Here is a 15,513-nt window from a genome sequence, read left to right as displayed (position 1 = left end):
ATTAGTATAAATGAGGTGATAACATGAATCAAAGTATTCAAAAGCTAGCTTCTTATTTATTAGAAGGGAATGAAAGAGCCGCAATGGATTATGTGAAGACAGCGGCGGTTCATTACCCGAGAATAGAGCTTTTCAGAGAGTTATTTACACCTGCCATGCAATATATAGGAGAGCTGTGGGAAAGAAATGAAATTACAGTAGCAGATGAACATGTCGCAACAGCAACATGTGATTTTTTATTATCACGTCTATACCCGCTTTCCGATGAGGAACAATCTAAGAGAAGAGCAATGTTCTTATGTCTAGAAAGCGAACAGCATTATCTTGGGCTAAAAATGGTGAACAGCTTATTTGAAGAAGAAGGCTGGGATACACTCTATTTTGGTCCAAATTTACCGCTTGAGTATGCAATGAAGAAAGCAGAAACATGGCAGCCAGACGTTATTGGACTTTCGGTTTCAATTGTTTATCACTTACCTCAATTAAAATCATATATTGAAAGCTTTTCTACTTTGGCATCTAACCCTACCATACTTGTTGGGGGAAGAATTATTGATTACTATGATCTAACAGACTATTGTTCAGCTCAGACTGAAATTATAGAAGATTTAGATGAGCTTGGAATATGGATGAAAAACATTAAACATGAGCGAGGAGAAAATCCTGTTGGATTATTAGATTGATCACATGCTCGGAAACTTTCTGAAAAAGTAGCACAGTTTTCTGTGCTACTTTAAATAATCGGAAAGGTATTTTGCTCAGTTTTCATAGCTTCAGTTAGAAGATTGCATAATATAACGATCCCTTCTTCCAACTTCTTTTCATTCATATAAGAAAAACAAATTCTCATATGATGCTGCTCAGCTTCCCCAGGATAGCAGGCTGAGCTTGGTAGAAAGAGAACGTATCGAAGTTGATGGAAATGTGAAGTTAGTAGCCAAAGGAGAGTGGGAAATCTAAATCTCTTTCTTTATGAGACTAGGTAAGTCAATTGGACTATGATGATCATATAGTAGAGAACCTTTTTTATAAAAGAAAGGTTCTTTTCTGTTGGATTGACAAGGTATAAATTCCAGAATAAGCTAAATGGAGTAATGCCCTTTCTTTTGAAGATCGTACGTGATAAAAAAAACTGATTCCACTGAATGTCAGGAATCAGTTTTCGTATTATAGACTGAATTTGTCCAATAATGAGTTGGATCAATTGTTTTTTGGATTTTGCCAGTATTTTTTAACCACTTTTGTAAATAGAAATAATGAAAAATTAATTGTTGAATCTCCTAAATTACCCAAATGGGTGAGTTGATATGTTGAAATTGGGAAATGTGTAAGTTTAATGAATTCTTGAATTTGACTTTTTAAAAAATAGACTTAGAAAAGGAGTAAACGATGAAAAAGGCTAAAACAAATGCAATGCGTATATTAGATAAAGAAAAAATAGATTATAAGATGATGACCTATACTTCAGATGATGGAAAAATTGATGGGGTATCTGTTGCGAATAAAATCGGTAAAGGCATAGAGATGGTGTATAAAACGCTTATATCTAAAGGCACTAGCAAGGCCTATTATGTGTTTGTGATTCCAGTTGAAGCTGAGCTTGATGTAAAGAAGGCTGCCAAAGCTGCTGGAGAAAAGAAAATTGAAATGATTCCCGTAAAGGACATTACGAAAGTGTCTGGATATGTTCGCGGTGGTTGTTCACCAGTAGGAATGAAAAAATTGTTTTCGACTTTTATTGATGAACGTGCTCAAACACTTGAAACCATTATTGTAAGCGGAGGGGCAATCGGGGTACAGATTGAATTAAAGGTCGATAATTTAGCTGAAATAACAAAAGGACAGTTTGCAGATTTGGCGAAATAGCTTAGAGTAATATTTCTCGTTAAAGGTAAGATGATCGAAGGAGAGTATGAGAGTTATTTATTATTCAGTAATTGTTGTCAGTATGTTCGTTTTAACTGGGATGTAATAGTAGCTATGAGACTTAAAGCTGTACAGAACGGAGCTAAAGTTTGTATTTTCTTGCACAAAAGGCATCAGTGTTTAACTCAAAAATACAGTAAATAGAGTGTCTGAACAACGCATATTTATAAGTGAGAAAGAATAGCGAAGCTTCCTCCGCTATTCTTTTTTGTCTTCATCAGCAAGTCGTTTAAGTGATTTAATTTTTCCGTGATGAGGATTTTGAGATTCTTTACGTGCTCTAAATTGTCTCTCCTGTTGACTTTTTGATTGTGTCATTGGTTTTCCCACCTTTTGTACATGTTGAAAATAGTTTGCCAAATCGTTTTGAAATTATTCATATTTAAGGTGAATGATTAGAATTGTTTGCGTTCTAGTTATAAGGTAGTATGAGTATAGTCGATAAGATTATCTTTATCTAAAATACCAACTGAAAGAAAATTAGGTGTTGATATATGAAATGGCAAGGTAGATTCATAGCGTTATTAATCATAATCATTATGGCTCTTTTTATCATTTACGATTATACGGCATTTGATCATGAGAACATACTTCATTTATTAATCATTATATTGATTCTTCCTTTAATGTGGTGGAGTGGTAAACAATACGATGAACTTTTCTACAAACATTTACAACTAAAAAAGGAAAAAGAACAAATAGAAGAGAAATCGATGACGATAAGTCAAAAAAATGAAGATTATGAGCTTCTTCTTGATTCACTGGATGGAGGCATTTTTTCTTATGATGTTCTAAATCATCGTATGTATTCTTCAAAAGGAATGGCACAATTATATGGCCAATCGGATGCTACGTTTTTTAATAACCCTTATCTTTTGAAAAAAGTTATCCACCCAGATGATTATGAAAAAGTAAATAAAGATGATCTTCAGTTGCTTTCAGGACAATCATCGAAAGTTGAATATCGAATCATTGACTCTGTCTATGATGAAAAATGGGTTATGAGAATGGCTGTGCCGATTCAAAATCAAGATGGAACTGTTGTGAAAATTAATGGACAAATGTTTGATATAACTGAGCGGAAACAGTTAGAACATGAACTCAAACAAATGGCATTTTTTGATGATTTAACTGATTTACCAAATCGAAAATCATTAGATCGTCATATTGAAAAAGCGTTAGCAAGATCAAAACGTCATAATCATAATTTCATCTTATTGTTTATTGATTTAGATGATTTTAAGATTGTTAATGATACGATAGGCCACGATGCTGGTGACGAATTACTGAAGGAAGTCGTAAAAAGACTGAACCAAAGTATTCGAGAAGAGGATTTGGTAGCGCGAATTGGTGGAGACGAGTTTATTGTTGTGTTTGAGGAAACGAGTACAGATGAAATTGAAAATATTGCACAACGAATTATCGAAGGGGTTTCCCTTCCGTATAGCATTGATGAGAAAGAAGCCAAAATATCCTTGAGTATCGGAGTTAGTGTGTATCCTGATGACGGCGAAGATAAGGAAACACTAATTGAACATGCGGACAAAGCGATGTATTTTGCCAAAAATCATGGTAAGAACGGTTATAAGTTATATTCGCCTGAGCTTAGTGAAATGGAGTTTAAAAAGGTCGGGCTCCTTGAAAAATGGAAGAGTACAATTCAAAAATCCACATCGAAAATATTTAACTAAAGGGACCAAAATTCAGTCAGAAGAAGGAAAAAAGATGGTGAGTGGAAATCCCATTGAAATGATAAGAAACCTGAAGTCACTTGTTTTTCTAATGATCACGCAAATACTAAGAGATTTTTATGGGAGTTCGGGATATTGTCATTGATTTACATCTTATATCACAATAAAAGACGACTACACCTTCTAAACGAGGGAGTATCGTCTTTTATTTCTTATGAAAACACTTTTTCAGCAGCTGTAATAATTGGCTCCCTGTTTTTAATTCAACGTGATATGAGAATCCTTATGCTGATACACGCCATCTAGCTGGTCACCGACATCTTCTTCAATCTCTTGATTAGTTGGAAGTGCGTCGTAGCTTTCGACAATTGTAAAGGTTTCAAGACAGAGAAGATGATAGGGATATTTTTCGCCGACGTCACAAATAATCGCATAAATTTTATTGTTCTTTGTCGTGACAAGGTCACCCGCTTCTTGGACAGAACGTTTTCGATTAATCGTGATATTCATAGACGTATCACCTCTTTTTTACTCCATTATGGGAGCATTGAAGAGGTTTTATTCATTTAGGAACTATTTCTTCTTATGATTGGCCTTGTTTTGACCGTTGTCGATCATTTCACTTGCTACTTCTTGATTGAACAAGGTTTCTGTTGGAGTTTGGTTGTTTGTTGCTGCTTTGTTTTTCTGGCGATCGCGCTTTTTCATTGTCTCTCTCCTTTCCGTTGTTTATAAATCGATTCACTGTTACTATTTCTTTAGAACGAAAACTTATTCAGAGAAGGTGTCCTTATGGCGAAAAAGAAGCATTATGTCGTTTGGAAAGGTCGGAAAGCGGGAATTTTTACTTCCTGGGCTGAATGTGAAGCTCAGGTGAAGGGGTTTACAGGAGCGAGATTCAAATCGTTCCCGTCTAAGGAAGAAGCCGAAGAAGCATTTGCAACAGGTGCTTCGACGACAGCAAAAACGAAAACAACAGTGACGAAGAAGAATGACACAGATATCAATGAAGAAGTGGATTGGGATAGTATTTCGGTTGATGTTGGCTGCAGGGGAAACCCAGGAGTTGTAGAGTATAAAGGCGTTGATACAAAAACAGGCGAAATTCTCTTTTCCCATGATGAAATACATATTGGCACGAATAATATGGGTGAATTTCTTGCGATTGTTCACGGCTTAGCTTATTTGAAGCAGCAAAATAGCACAAAAACGATCTACTCTGATTCGATGACCGCAATTAAATGGGTAAAGCAGAAAAAAGCAAAGTCAACGCTTGAGCGGACGGAACAAACTGCCTACATATGGTCTTTAATGGACAGAGCGGAAAGATGGCTGCAAACGAATACGTATGAAAATAAAATTTTGAAATGGCAAACGGAAAAATGGGGCGAGATTAAGGCTGATTATGGGCGGAAATAAGCTGAAAACAGCTTTCGGGATTCTATTTTGTGTAAGGGGATAACGTCATGGATGATCGATTATTAAAGAAACAGCGTGATTATTTTTTTCAGGGTGAAACAAGAGATGTGGCATTTCGTATTAAGCAGCTAAAGAAATTGAAAAAAGCTGTTGAAGTGCGTGAAACGGAATTAATGGATGCACTGCGAATGGATTTAAATAAATCAAAAGAGGAAGCATTTTTAACGGAATTAGGTCCCCTCTATCAAGAGATTGGGCATATAATCAAGCATTTGCCTAAGTGGGCAAAGGAGAAAAAGGTTGAAACGCCTGTGTCTCAAATAGGGTCTGAAAGCTATATTTATCACGAGCCTCATGGTGTTGCGCTTGTGATTGCACCTTGGAACTATCCACTGCAGCTTGCACTAGCTCCAGTAGTGGGTTCGATTGCTGGGGGAAACTGTACGGTCATTAAGCCTTCAGAATTAACGCCACATACGTCAAAGATGATTGCGGCATTAGTGAGTGAGACTTTTTCAGAAGAGTATATTGCAGTTGTTGAAGGAGCTGTTGAAACGAGTCAGGCTTTGCTTGCTGAGCGATTTGATTATATTTTCTTCACTGGTAGTGTAGCGATTGGGAAAGTTGTAATGGAAGCAGCGAGTAAGCATTTGACCCCTGTTACGTTAGAGCTAGGTGGGAAAAGCCCAGCGATTGTTGATAAAAAGGCGAAGGTTGATCTGGCAGCGAGACGAATTGTGTGGGGGAAATTTTTAAATGCAGGACAAACATGTGTCGCACCTGATTATGTATATGTTCATGAAGACGTAAAGGATCAATTTATAAAACGACTCGATTATCATATTCAGGATTTATTTCGTTCTAAGCTAGAGAAGGGTGAGTACCCACGTATTGTGAGCGAACGTCATTTTGATCGCCTGCTAAGCTTTTTGCAGGACGGTGATGTGGTCATTGGTGGACAGCACGAGCGGGATATGTTAGTGATTTCACCGAGTGTGATGACAAATGTGGAGTGGGATCAGCCGATCATGCAGGAGGAGATTTTTGGGCCGGTTTTACCCGTGTTTTCATATTCGAAATTAGACGAAGTGATGACGGTTGTTCGTGAGCGTCCGAGTCCATTAGCATTATATGTGTTTACAGAGGATAAAAAGGTAGAAGAAAAACTAGTACAGGGATTACCGTTTGGTGGAGGATGCGTAAATGATACGGTGATGCATCTGGCAACTCCACATTTACCATTTGGCGGAAAAGGAGAGAGTGGAATGGGGGCTTATCATGGTTATGAGAGCTTTGCTGCTTTTACTCATCGAAAAAGCATCCTGAAGCAATCGACATCGTTTGATTTACCTCTACGCTATAAGCAAGGACGACTGACAATGAAGCTGTTACGTAAACTATTTCAGTAAGAATACAATCTAATAGAATGGTGGAGAAGCATATGAACGATTGGGAACAGTATGATGTGGTAGGCATTGGAATTGGACCGTTTAATCTTGGTCTTGCGGCACTCGCTGAAGAAGGGACGTCATTAAAAACGGCCTTTTTTGATAAGACTCAAGTGTTTCAATGGCATCCAGGGATGTTACTTGAGCGATCTGATTTACAGGTGCCATTTCTTGCTGATTTGGTCACATTTGCTAATCCGATGAGTCATTATACGTTTTTAAATTATATCCATCAACAAAATCGAATGTTTCAGTTTTATTTTTTTAAGCGATTTGACATCCCGCGGCGTGAATATAGTGATTATTGTGCATGGGTGGCCTCACAGCTAGATAACTGTCACTTCGGGCAAGAGGTGGTTGATTGTACCTATGAGCCCGAGCATGGGGGATACGCTGTTTCAATTAAAGATGTTCAAAGTGGTGAGGAGAAAAAGGTGATGACTACACATATTATCCTCGGCACAGGAAGCAGTCCTCTGATCCCGCCGCCACTTGAAGAGAAATTGAACGAAGATGTGATTCATACGAGTCGCTATTTGCACCATGCAGATGAAATCAAAGAAGCGAGGTCCGTAACGGTCATTGGCTCAGGTCAAAGTGCTGCAGAGGTTTTCTATGATTTACTTGAAAAACAAGCAGATAATCGTTTCGAGTTGACTTGGCTGACTCGTTCTCCAGGCTTCTTTCAACTGGAATCTGGAAAGCTTGGACAAGAAGTATTTTCCCCTGATTATGTTGATTATTTTCATAAGCTATCATTTGAGCAAAGACAAGAGGCATTACCGACACTAGGAGGTCTTCGCAACGGAGTGGAGGCGGAGACGCTACGAAATATTTATGATTTGCTTTATCATCGAACAATTCGACACGATGGACTACCAGTGCGAATTCAAGCGATGACCGAGGTGAATGACATTCAGCCAGTAGATGAACAGTTTTATAAGCTGTCATGTAAACAGTGGCAGCAGGAGAAGGAATTTACTCATACGTCAGAAAAGGTAATTCTTGCAACAGGCTACAAGCCTCTAATTCCGTCTTGGCTCATGAATATGTCCGAAGAGCTTGAATGGGAAGACGAAAAGCGATTCCGTGTCTCACATGATTACCGCCTAGAGTGGAAGGAACAACGTCCGCATCATTTTTTCACTTTAACAAATCTAGAACATTCTCATGGTGCAAGTGCCACAAATCTAGCTTTATCTGTCCAACGTAATCAAGCAATTTTAAATACGATTGTTGGAGAAGATGTATATCCAGTACGATCAGATACTATTTTTCAACAATTTGAGGTAGAGTAAAGTGAGAAAGACGGTTCCAAAAGTAGAAATTGGAAACCGTCTTTCATTTAAAATGATTTTTCTTCGATGACGTTATGTTCTTTATCAAGGATGAGGACTTTACTTGGATTGTTGGCTTTGGCGATGTCCAGTGCGGCATTAATTGCCGCATCCTTAGTAGGGTAGGACTCTTCGGGGGCAACATCTTCAATTTTCACAATCCATCGCGATGCATCAGCATTTGGAGCAACACTATATTGTTTCATTCTATCAAACTCCTTTTTAAAAGTAGTTATTTTACTCTTCCCAGCATAAACATTTGTTAAACGGGAAAATGAGAGATTGGCTAAGTATATAAAAAGCAACTGATGAGGGGGATCTCGTCAGTTGCTTTCTCAATAGAAGATGAAGGGGATTAGGAGTGCTTGTTCGTTTTTTTCATTTTACTTTTTTTCGATTGACCTGGCTTTCCACCAGAACGAGAGCCAGGGTTTGTTTCGTTCGCATGTTGGACAGCTTGTTCGAGTTCTTTTCTCATTTGTACTCATGCCTCCTTCATAAAAAATAAGTATGCTGTTATATAGTGTCCAGATCACTTCTGTTTCACTCTTAAAACCGTATTGATTTGATGATTTTCGCTTTACCATGTAAAATTATAATGGAGCGTTAGCTAATGGAAAAACGTTAATACTAAAACGATGCCATTCATGTATAATATAATTCTAGTGAATCATTGTTTATTATTCTTATGAAATTGTCGTGAGCAAAATGTTCAAGCACCAGCTCTGATCAAATTCATTCTATCTGTATAGTCAAAGTGGAAAGCGAGTGTTCATAATGGGACGTAAGTGGAACAATATTAAAGAAAAGAAAGCGTCAAAAGATGCCAATACGAGTCGTATTTATGCCAAGTTTGGACGCGAAATTTATGTAGTAGCTAAGCAAGGTGAGCCAGATCCTGAGTCAAATCAAGCGTTAAAAGTCGTGCTTGAGCGTGCCAAAACGTACAACGTACCAAAGGCGATTATTGACCGTGCGATTGAAAAAGCTAAAGGTGGTTCTGAAGAGAACTATGACGAGCTTCGTTATGAAGGCTTCGGACCAAATGGATCAATGGTGATCGTCGATACATTGACAAATAACGTGAACCGTACTGCTGCAGAAGTACGTTCAGCATTTAAGAAAAACGGTGGGAATATGGGAGTTAGTGGATCTGTATCCTTTATGTTTGATGCAACGGCTGTTATTGGGGTTGAAGAGAAAACAGCAGATGAAGTGCTTGAACTTTTAATGGAAGCAGATGTAGACGTCCGTGACATTATAGAAGAAGACGAGTCAGTCATCGTATATGCTGAACCTGATCAATTCCATGCTGTGCAAGAAGCATTTAAGAATGCTGGAATTATTGAATTTACAGTTGCCGAGCTAACAATGCTTGCGCAAAATGATGTTACACTTCCAGAAGATGCACAAGTGCAGTTTGAAAAATTGGTGGATGTATTAGAAGATCTAGAAGATGTTCAGCAAGTGTACCACAATGTAGATTTAGGTGAATAATAAATGAAGCAGACCTTTGTGACACAGGGGTCTGCTTTTTTGATTGCAAAAAAGAGTGAAAGATCTTTATGGATAGTGGCAATAATAAGGGGACAACGTAATAAATGAATAAAGCAAGGAGGAAGGTGTAAATTTGTGTGGACAATGCCAGCATTCTAGTAAACGTTTAAGTGATACATTTGTCTTTATATTGTCAGACACTCTGATTGAAAAATGTAATGGTTTAGGTCTTGGAGTTGTATTTACGGCTAAATTTGACGGTGCCATGTCGTACAAAATTACTTGGGACCAAAAAGTAAAGGGAATGAATCATGATCATTCTATTTTCACTCATCGACAAGTTGAACGAGCAGTTACAACAGGTGATTTTATTATTATAAATAGCTTGGTGCAGTAAAAAGGATGCTTGAGAATGTACTCAAGCATTTTGTGTTTTTAAGCAATATAATCGTTCTTCTATATTTCCTTTTACAATCTGACCAGTATCTTGAAAGCCAACTCCTTCATATAATCTTCTTGCAATGACATTTTCACTATCGAAACTCAAATAAATTTCTTCGCATTGAAACTCCTTTTTCATTTCTTCAATAATCTGAAGCAACGCCATTTTCCCGTACCCTTTTCCGTGGAATTTAAAGTCAATCATCAGTCGGCAAATTTCGTAATAATTCTGTTTAAAATCAAATCCATACATCGTGAATCCAATCAATGTATCTTCATGATAGATCGCTTTTGTTTTCCAGTGCGGTTCTATTTTTGACTGAGCCAGTGATACAGCATTTGAAACGACAAATCCTTCAAAGAGGGTGTGATCGCCACTTGGATTCGTTGTAAGTAAAAGGCATTGGAGCCAGTTGTCTGAGGTTACATCTTTTAATGTAATCATCACTTATGTCAACCTACTTTCAGTGATATTGATATTAGTATAAAGTTCTTGATTCAAGGTTGTCACCTTCATCGTAACTGAACAATATTCAAAAAAAGCTAGGATAGCATGATGATCCTAGCTTTTTCGTATGTTTATAATTTAAGCCCGCTTCTACTTTTGAAGCGTCTGAGTAAAATGTGGCTCTCTACTCGAGTAATGCCTTTAAGTGCATACAGTTCTTCATTAATAAAATGTTCAAGCTGCTCAAAATCCTCGACGAGCACGTGCATATGAAGGGTGCTTGGGCCTGTCATTTGATAGCAGCTTGCGACTTTAGGATTTTCGACTAGAGTTTCTGCAACAGAGACGAGTGAGGTTGGTTCGCAGTCAACTTCAAAAAAAGCAGATACCTTCTTTCCAACTTTATCAGAATTGATCACGACACTGAATTTTTCGATAACCTCTTCTTCTATTAAATTGTTAATCCGCTCACGAATCGCTACTCGAGAGAGACCGAGTTCTTTTGCGATATCAACATAGGACATCCGCCCATTCACAGTTAATAGCTCCAATATTTTACGATCAATCGCATCTATTTTCATATGCATGCCCCACTTTGTCTATTTGGTTAGTATTTTATCATAGTTGGAAATCCATTGTTGAATGGAGTCAGATGAAAATATGTTTGTGAAAGGTTATGTGTCATATAGAAAGTTATCCTTCAAATACTTCTACTGTATTGCGCGTCTCCTTTGCCTTATAAAGTGCTAGATCTGCTTGCTCAATTAATATTTGAGGTCGCTGATTGGGAAGTGGAGTAAGTGTTGCCACACCGACACTAACCGTCACATAGGAATGAGTTGGTGAATATTCATGTGTTAATTTCAAAGCTTCAATGTTTGCACGTAGCTGATCGGCTTTATCAGTGGCTTGACCTAGCATACAATTTAGTAAAATAACGGCAAATTCTTCACCGCCATAGCGTGCTGGATATGCGTTTAAATCTTGAAATGTTCGCCTTACTTCAGCAGCTAATTGTTGAAGGCAGACATCACCTTTTAAATGACCATAATTATCGTTATACCGTTTAAAGTGGTCAATATCAAAGAGAAGCAATGAGATTGGCTCTTGTGTTTTTTGAGATTGCTCAAATTCTTTTTTTAGTTTCTGATCAAAAGAAAAGCGGTTATTAAGTTGGGTTAATGCATCAATCGTTACCATACTGACTAATTTTTTATTTAGTTCATTTAGTTTCATAAAATAAACAGTAGCAGCAATCCCGATTATAAGCATTAAACTGAGATTTGTTAAAATAATTACTTTTGAGCGATTAGTGGCTATGTTTGATTTGTTCCAAGCATGATTGATGATATTTGTAATATCTTGCTCGACAACAGTATGAATGTCCCTGTACCTGTCCATTAAAACTTTTCCATAATCTAATCTTTCTCTAGCAGTATCGACATTACCGTCTTTGACTAGAGCAATTTGAGAATCGAAATATTCTTGGATTATTTCAATTTGTGGCAAAGCGTCTTCTTCCATTATATCTTTCATAATAGGATGATTGTCTTGGTGTAGTCTGATTGTTTTTAAATGATCCACTAACCGAGCTTTTCCTATGTTATATGGTGCTAGAAAATCCTCATTTTTTGTAGAAATGAAACCTCTTACGCCCGTATCTTGGTTGACTAGTTGAGTGAGTAGATTTTCTGCTGCACGAGAAAAAGGGATGGCGTCAACAAGAATTTGATTGGTTTCTTTTTCAATTTGAGTAATAGAGATATAACTACTGACACTTGTGATGATAAGGAGAATGATGACCAAAAGTAGGTAAATACTCATAACATTATTGTGGAAATGTTTCATAGTGTCCTCTCCTGCCAGTCCCTTTACAATTGCTCAAAATATTGAATTATTGGTTCAAAGGTCATATTTTAAATTAGAAAAGAACAAATTACCGTTTAAAGTCATTCTTATTTCTATGTATCTTATACCCTATATGATAATATTTAACTATATTCTACATATTTCGTATATAAATTTTTTAAAATGGATCTTACTAGGTCGAAATAAGGGGGAACATTGATGAAAGGATCGATAGGCCAAAAGATTGTGACTGCCTTTATTATTGTGTCAATACTTTTCGGGGTGGCAAGTGGATTTTCATACTATAGTTTAAAGCAGGTCGATGAGACATATAGCTCGTTAATTGATCGTGTCGAACAGCTTCGAGCAAATGCCCTGAGGATTGAGTCGAATGTCAATCGTCAAAATGGTAATATCCGCGGCTATTTATTAAATGGAGATCAAACGATGATAGACACTTTGTATAGATCTAACGAGGAAATTAACGAGTATATTGATGCTTCGTTAGCACTGTCACAGCGAGAAACTTCCAAAGAATTATTGGAAGGACTAAAAGCTAAAAACGCAGAGTATCTAGAAAGTGCAAATATGACCATTAATCAATATTCCCAAGATCCAGAAGGGGCTATTGAAACAGCGAATTCTAATGTTATTCCAATTGGTCGTGAAATGCGAGACGAAGCAGTGTCCTTTGTGCAGACGATCGAAGAATATTTAGTTACAGAACGAGCGAGTTTAGACGCGCAGGTGAGTCAAACGATGCTTATTTCAGTGATCGTTAGTATTGTCGCATTGCTTGTTGCTGTTGGACTAGGTGTAGTGCTTTCATTAAATATCAGCCGTCCTCTTAAACAAATGACGAAAATCGCTGAACAAGTAGCAGACGGTGATTTAACCGTTGATATTCAAGAGCCAAAGGGGCAAGACGAAGTAGCTAAGCTAACATCTTCTTTCATGACAATGAAGGAAAATCTTCGTACGCTTATTCAGCAAATTTCAATCAATTCAAATCAAGTAGCTGCTTCATCAGAAGAGCTTTCTGCTAGTGCCGAGCAAACGTCACGGGCAACAGAGCAGACCGCAGCGGCGATTGAAGATATTTCAAAAGGGTCTGAGCAGCAAACAAGAGCTGCCGATGAAAGTTCGCGTACGCTTTCTGAAATGACTGAAGGTGTAAGGTCAATGGCATCAAGTTCAGCAACAGTTGAGAAGTTCTCAACTGACTCACTCTCTTACGCAAATGAAGGTGGCGGGCTTGTCCGTGACACAGTGACGCGAATGAACTCCATTGATCAAACGGTTCAAGATACAGATAAAGCGATTCAGTTATTATCAAATCGTGCCTCTGAGATTGGGTCGATCCTTGATGTGATTCACTCGATTGCCGATCAAACGAATTTATTAGCTCTTAATGCTGCGATTGAGGCCGCGCGTGCAGGTGAACATGGTAAAGGATTTGCCGTCGTAGCCGATGAAGTTCGCAAGTTAGCAGAACAGTCTGCTGGTTCGACATTGAAAATTAACGATCTGATCGCTGAAATGCAAAAAGAAACGACCAACTCTGTTGAGATGATGGGCTTAGTGAAAACAGAAGTAAGCAGTGGTCTAGAAACGGCTACAGAAACGAGACAGCGTTTTGATTCCATTATTTCATCGATTCAGGAAATGACTTCGCAAATTGAAACGATGAATCGCACAGCACAAGATATTGCGAAGAAATCAGAAGAAGTAACGAACACCGTGAACAACATGACGAACATTGCTAAGCATACGTCTGAGCATACGATGTCTGTTGGTGCGGCAACGGAGGAGACATTAGCTTCAATGGAAGAAGTGTCTTCATCTGCAATAGCATTAACGACGATGGCAGAAGAATTGCAAGAGCTTATTCGAAAGTTTAAAGTAGAATAGGAAAAGAAGAGGATGACTTACTGAGTAACGAGTTCAGTTTTGGAAGGGAAAACGTTAAATATAAGATTAAGATTAAATACCATCATAATTGGTCATATGTTTAACATACAAAAATGCTCGGATATCAATATCTGAGCATTTTTACTTTATTTAATTTTTATTCCATTAAAGCACTTTATAGCTTAAGAAGAGCAGTGCTTCTCTAATAGCTGGTTTAAAACAAATGGCAGGTATAGAGATCATTCTTCTATACTTGCCATTCACAACCAGATTCTAAAGTCAACTTGTCTATATTAATTATTGCTTTCATTTGTTGTAATAAATCTAGTCCGATGATACCTTCCAAATCAAAGCATCATCCCACTTTATATGATTCATCTCCAGTATATTTATTTATATTTTCTCATGATATGGGGATGTAATAGTACTGATAGAGGCAAGTTTTTTAAAGATACGCACCCTCCCTAAACTAAACTCGATACTTTCTAAGTCGACCTCTTTTCTTATTAATGCGGAGCTTCCTCTTGGCGTAAATAACGCTTATCTTTCATAAATAAACGCCAGAACCAAATGAAGACAGGAATTAAGATGGCCATTCCAAAACCATATCCAATCATAAGAGATCGAAACATTGTATCGTTTGTAAAAGCATCATAAATCGTTAAATCAGGATATAAAAAATAAGGCATGTGTGCGGAACCATAAGCAAAACTAGCTAAGCCGAATTGAAGAGCAATCAGGATGACAGCTATTCGCGGGTGTCCGACGCTAGCTTTTTTTGAGGGCCACCAAAGGGCACTATAACCAATAGCAAAGGCCAGTAAAGAAAGAGAGAATAGCAGCCATTCATTGGCCATGTTTTCAAACATCCAAAAAGCCTCGGGAATGAGCGTAAATATAGCAGCTACAGCAAATGATAACGTAATCGGTCCGAGTATAATCGCATTTCGACGGTACACATGATAGGTTTCCTCCGAGTTAGCTTCACGAGCATAGTCGCTCAAGAGCAAGGAAGATAAAAATAATTCAGTACTAAGCCCAAAGCCTAAATGAGTATAAAAGGCTGGGCTGATAAAGAGCTGATCAACTAAAATGTACTGAGTCTCTCCAATGGTCTCGACAAATCCACCAATAGCTGCAGGTAAGATACTAACGAGTAAAGCTGGAATGAGGAGCCCAGTGATTCCAGATATGACAACGAGCATATCTGTATACTTTTGTACTGAATAAGAATAGACCATAAAGGCGCTACGAATCGTCAGTAAAATTAAGACGAGGCAAAAAGGGACGATCATTAATGTTCCAAGTGAAAAAGCTGCTCCAGGAAAGAAGCCAACTAACGAAACGACGAGCAAAACGAGAAACACATTTGTGACTTCCCATGAGGGAGATAAGTATCGATTCGCTACGCTTGCTGCTTTTGTATCAGTTCGTTTACGGTAATACATCGCCCAAAATCCAGCCCCAAAGTCAATGGAGCCAGCCACTGCATAGATAAATAAAAATGCCCAAATAATCGTGATTGCAATATATACATTTTCCATAAG

At 37.8% G+C, this 15,513-nt stretch carries 18 protein-coding genes; 9 read left to right on the top strand and 9 right to left on the bottom strand.

Translation table 11 applies throughout. The annotated features are described in order from the left end of the window. Window positions 1-23: 23 nt before the first annotated feature. Both IQ10_RS14700 and ybaK read left to right on the top strand, forming a co-directional pair. On the top strand, window positions 24-683 hold the full coding sequence (locus IQ10_RS14700) for a cobalamin B12-binding domain-containing protein (protein ID WP_144451257.1): 660 nt from the start codon (window positions 24-26) through the stop codon (window positions 681-683). Window positions 684-1,389: 706 nt separating this feature from the next. After that, entirely contained in the window at window positions 1,390-1,866 is a 477-nt protein-coding gene (ybaK, locus tag IQ10_RS14695; RefSeq protein ID WP_144451256.1) for a Cys-tRNA(Pro) deacylase, read from the top strand. A 258-nt stretch (window positions 1,867-2,124) separates the two neighbouring features. On the opposite strand, the gene IQ10_RS18455 is transcribed toward ybaK, so the two are convergent. Then, complete coding sequence (locus tag IQ10_RS18455; RefSeq protein WP_242009851.1) at window positions 2,125-2,244, bottom strand: DUF6254 family protein; 120 nt, start codon at window positions 2,242-2,244, stop codon at window positions 2,125-2,127. A gap of 176 nt (window positions 2,245-2,420) precedes the next feature. Here IQ10_RS18455 and IQ10_RS14690 point away from each other — a divergent pair, with 176 nt between their 5' ends. Next, complete coding sequence (locus IQ10_RS14690; RefSeq protein ID WP_144451255.1) at window positions 2,421-3,617, top strand: sensor domain-containing diguanylate cyclase; 1,197 nt, start codon at window positions 2,421-2,423, stop codon at window positions 3,615-3,617. A gap of 258 nt (window positions 3,618-3,875) precedes the next feature. On the opposite strand, the gene IQ10_RS14685 is transcribed toward IQ10_RS14690, so the two are convergent. Then, the gene (locus IQ10_RS14685) at window positions 3,876-4,127 is read right to left on the bottom strand and encodes a hypothetical protein (protein WP_144451254.1); all 252 of its coding nucleotides are present in this window, start codon (window positions 4,125-4,127) and stop codon (window positions 3,876-3,878) included. A 63-nt stretch (window positions 4,128-4,190) separates the two neighbouring features. Further along, entirely contained in the window at window positions 4,191-4,325 is a 135-nt protein-coding gene (locus IQ10_RS18605) for a hypothetical protein (RefSeq protein ID WP_277878041.1), read from the bottom strand. Window positions 4,326-4,409: 84 nt separating this feature from the next. Here IQ10_RS18605 and rnhA point away from each other — a divergent pair, with 84 nt between their 5' ends. From rnhA to IQ10_RS14670, 3 genes are read left to right on the top strand one after another with little or no spacing between them, the layout of a single operon-like run. Then, a complete protein-coding gene (gene rnhA / locus IQ10_RS14680; protein WP_144451253.1) occupies window positions 4,410-5,036 on the top strand; it encodes a ribonuclease H in 627 nt (208 codons plus the stop codon). Between the two features lie 47 nt (window positions 5,037-5,083). After that, on the top strand, window positions 5,084-6,445 hold the full coding sequence (locus IQ10_RS14675) for an aldehyde dehydrogenase (protein ID WP_144451252.1): 1,362 nt from the start codon (window positions 5,084-5,086) through the stop codon (window positions 6,443-6,445). 32 nt (window positions 6,446-6,477) lie between these two features. Further along, window positions 6,478-7,782, top strand: a complete 1,305-nt coding sequence (locus IQ10_RS14670; RefSeq protein WP_144451251.1) for a lysine N(6)-hydroxylase/L-ornithine N(5)-oxygenase family protein — start codon at window positions 6,478-6,480, stop codon at window positions 7,780-7,782. Window positions 7,783-7,829: 47 nt separating this feature from the next. Here the strand turns inward: IQ10_RS14670 and IQ10_RS14665 are convergent, their stop codons facing one another. Then, window positions 7,830-8,027, bottom strand: a complete 198-nt coding sequence (locus IQ10_RS14665) for a DUF2188 domain-containing protein (RefSeq protein ID WP_144451250.1) — start codon at window positions 8,025-8,027, stop codon at window positions 7,830-7,832. Between the two features lie 149 nt (window positions 8,028-8,176). Beyond that, the gene (locus tag IQ10_RS18600; RefSeq protein ID WP_277878040.1) at window positions 8,177-8,299 is read right to left on the bottom strand and encodes a hypothetical protein; all 123 of its coding nucleotides are present in this window, start codon (window positions 8,297-8,299) and stop codon (window positions 8,177-8,179) included. A gap of 299 nt (window positions 8,300-8,598) precedes the next feature. On the opposite strand from IQ10_RS18600, the gene IQ10_RS14660 reads away from it, so the two are divergent. After that, window positions 8,599-9,318 (top strand): YebC/PmpR family DNA-binding transcriptional regulator, encoded by a 720-nt coding sequence (locus IQ10_RS14660; protein ID WP_144451249.1) that lies wholly within the window; start codon window positions 8,599-8,601, stop codon window positions 9,316-9,318. A gap of 133 nt (window positions 9,319-9,451) precedes the next feature. Then, window positions 9,452-9,715, top strand: coding sequence for a hypothetical protein (locus IQ10_RS14655; protein WP_144451248.1), 264 nt, complete (start codon window positions 9,452-9,454; stop codon window positions 9,713-9,715). A gap of 21 nt (window positions 9,716-9,736) precedes the next feature. Here the strand turns inward: IQ10_RS14655 and IQ10_RS14650 are convergent, their stop codons facing one another. From IQ10_RS14650 to IQ10_RS14640, 3 genes are all read right to left on the bottom strand, one after another. Further along, window positions 9,737-10,204: a GNAT family N-acetyltransferase gene (locus IQ10_RS14650; protein ID WP_242009850.1), complete on the bottom strand. Its 468-nt coding sequence runs from the start codon at window positions 10,202-10,204 to the stop codon at window positions 9,737-9,739. Window positions 10,205-10,338: 134 nt separating this feature from the next. Then, window positions 10,339-10,788, bottom strand: a complete 450-nt coding sequence (locus tag IQ10_RS14645; RefSeq protein WP_144451246.1) for an Lrp/AsnC family transcriptional regulator — start codon at window positions 10,786-10,788, stop codon at window positions 10,339-10,341. Between the two features lie 112 nt (window positions 10,789-10,900). Then, window positions 10,901-12,055 (bottom strand): sensor domain-containing diguanylate cyclase, encoded by a 1,155-nt coding sequence (locus tag IQ10_RS14640; RefSeq protein WP_144451245.1) that lies wholly within the window; start codon window positions 12,053-12,055, stop codon window positions 10,901-10,903. 219 nt (window positions 12,056-12,274) lie between these two features. On the opposite strand from IQ10_RS14640, the gene IQ10_RS14635 reads away from it, so the two are divergent. Continuing rightward, entirely contained in the window at window positions 12,275-13,966 is a 1,692-nt protein-coding gene (locus IQ10_RS14635; RefSeq protein ID WP_144451244.1) for a methyl-accepting chemotaxis protein, read from the top strand. A 506-nt stretch (window positions 13,967-14,472) separates the two neighbouring features. Here the strand turns inward: IQ10_RS14635 and IQ10_RS14630 are convergent. Then, window positions 14,473-15,510 (bottom strand): cytochrome d ubiquinol oxidase subunit II, encoded by a 1,038-nt coding sequence (locus IQ10_RS14630; RefSeq protein WP_144451243.1) that lies wholly within the window; start codon window positions 15,508-15,510, stop codon window positions 14,473-14,475. Window positions 15,511-15,513 lie beyond the last annotated feature (3 nt).

Source organism: Halalkalibacter nanhaiisediminis, assembly GCF_007830185.1.
Classification (GTDB): Bacteria; Bacillota; Bacilli; order Bacillales; family Bacillaceae_D; genus Halalkalibacter; species Halalkalibacter nanhaiisediminis.
This window is presented reverse-complemented; position numbering and strand designations above follow the sequence as displayed.

What these genes read in the sequence shown, in the direction of transcription:
- IQ10_RS14670 (WP_144451251.1), top strand. Translation starts at nt 6,478, where the DNA reads ATGAACGATTGGGAACAGTATGATGTGGTAGGCATTGGAATTGGACCG.
- IQ10_RS18455 (WP_242009851.1), bottom strand. Translation starts at nt 2,244, where the DNA reads ATGACACAATCAAAAAGTCAACAGGAGAGACAATTTAGAGCACGTAAA.
- rnhA (WP_144451253.1), top strand. Translation starts at nt 4,410, where the DNA reads ATGGCGAAAAAGAAGCATTATGTCGTTTGGAAAGGTCGGAAAGCGGGA.
- IQ10_RS14630 (WP_144451243.1), bottom strand. Translation starts at nt 15,510, where the DNA reads ATGGAAAATGTATATATTGCAATCACGATTATTTGGGCATTTTTATTT.
- IQ10_RS14650 (WP_242009850.1), bottom strand. Translation starts at nt 10,204, where the DNA reads ATGATTACATTAAAAGATGTAACCTCAGACAACTGGCTCCAATGCCTT.
- IQ10_RS14635 (WP_144451244.1), top strand. Translation starts at nt 12,275, where the DNA reads ATGAAAGGATCGATAGGCCAAAAGATTGTGACTGCCTTTATTATTGTG.
- ybaK (WP_144451256.1), top strand. Translation starts at nt 1,390, where the DNA reads ATGAAAAAGGCTAAAACAAATGCAATGCGTATATTAGATAAAGAAAAA.
- IQ10_RS14690 (WP_144451255.1), top strand. Translation starts at nt 2,421, where the DNA reads ATGAAATGGCAAGGTAGATTCATAGCGTTATTAATCATAATCATTATG.
- IQ10_RS14685 (WP_144451254.1), bottom strand. Translation starts at nt 4,127, where the DNA reads ATGAATATCACGATTAATCGAAAACGTTCTGTCCAAGAAGCGGGTGAC.
- IQ10_RS14700 (WP_144451257.1), top strand. Translation starts at nt 24, where the DNA reads ATGAATCAAAGTATTCAAAAGCTAGCTTCTTATTTATTAGAAGGGAAT.
- IQ10_RS14645 (WP_144451246.1), bottom strand. Translation starts at nt 10,788, where the DNA reads ATGAAAATAGATGCGATTGATCGTAAAATATTGGAGCTATTAACTGTG.
- IQ10_RS14675 (WP_144451252.1), top strand. Translation starts at nt 5,084, where the DNA reads ATGGATGATCGATTATTAAAGAAACAGCGTGATTATTTTTTTCAGGGT.
- IQ10_RS14660 (WP_144451249.1), top strand. Translation starts at nt 8,599, where the DNA reads ATGGGACGTAAGTGGAACAATATTAAAGAAAAGAAAGCGTCAAAAGAT.
- IQ10_RS18600 (WP_277878040.1), bottom strand. Translation starts at nt 8,299, where the DNA reads ATGAGAAAAGAACTCGAACAAGCTGTCCAACATGCGAACGAAACAAAC.
- IQ10_RS14665 (WP_144451250.1), bottom strand. Translation starts at nt 8,027, where the DNA reads ATGAAACAATATAGTGTTGCTCCAAATGCTGATGCATCGCGATGGATT.
- IQ10_RS14640 (WP_144451245.1), bottom strand. Translation starts at nt 12,055, where the DNA reads ATGAAACATTTCCACAATAATGTTATGAGTATTTACCTACTTTTGGTC.
- IQ10_RS18605 (WP_277878041.1), bottom strand. Translation starts at nt 4,325, where the DNA reads ATGAAAAAGCGCGATCGCCAGAAAAACAAAGCAGCAACAAACAACCAA.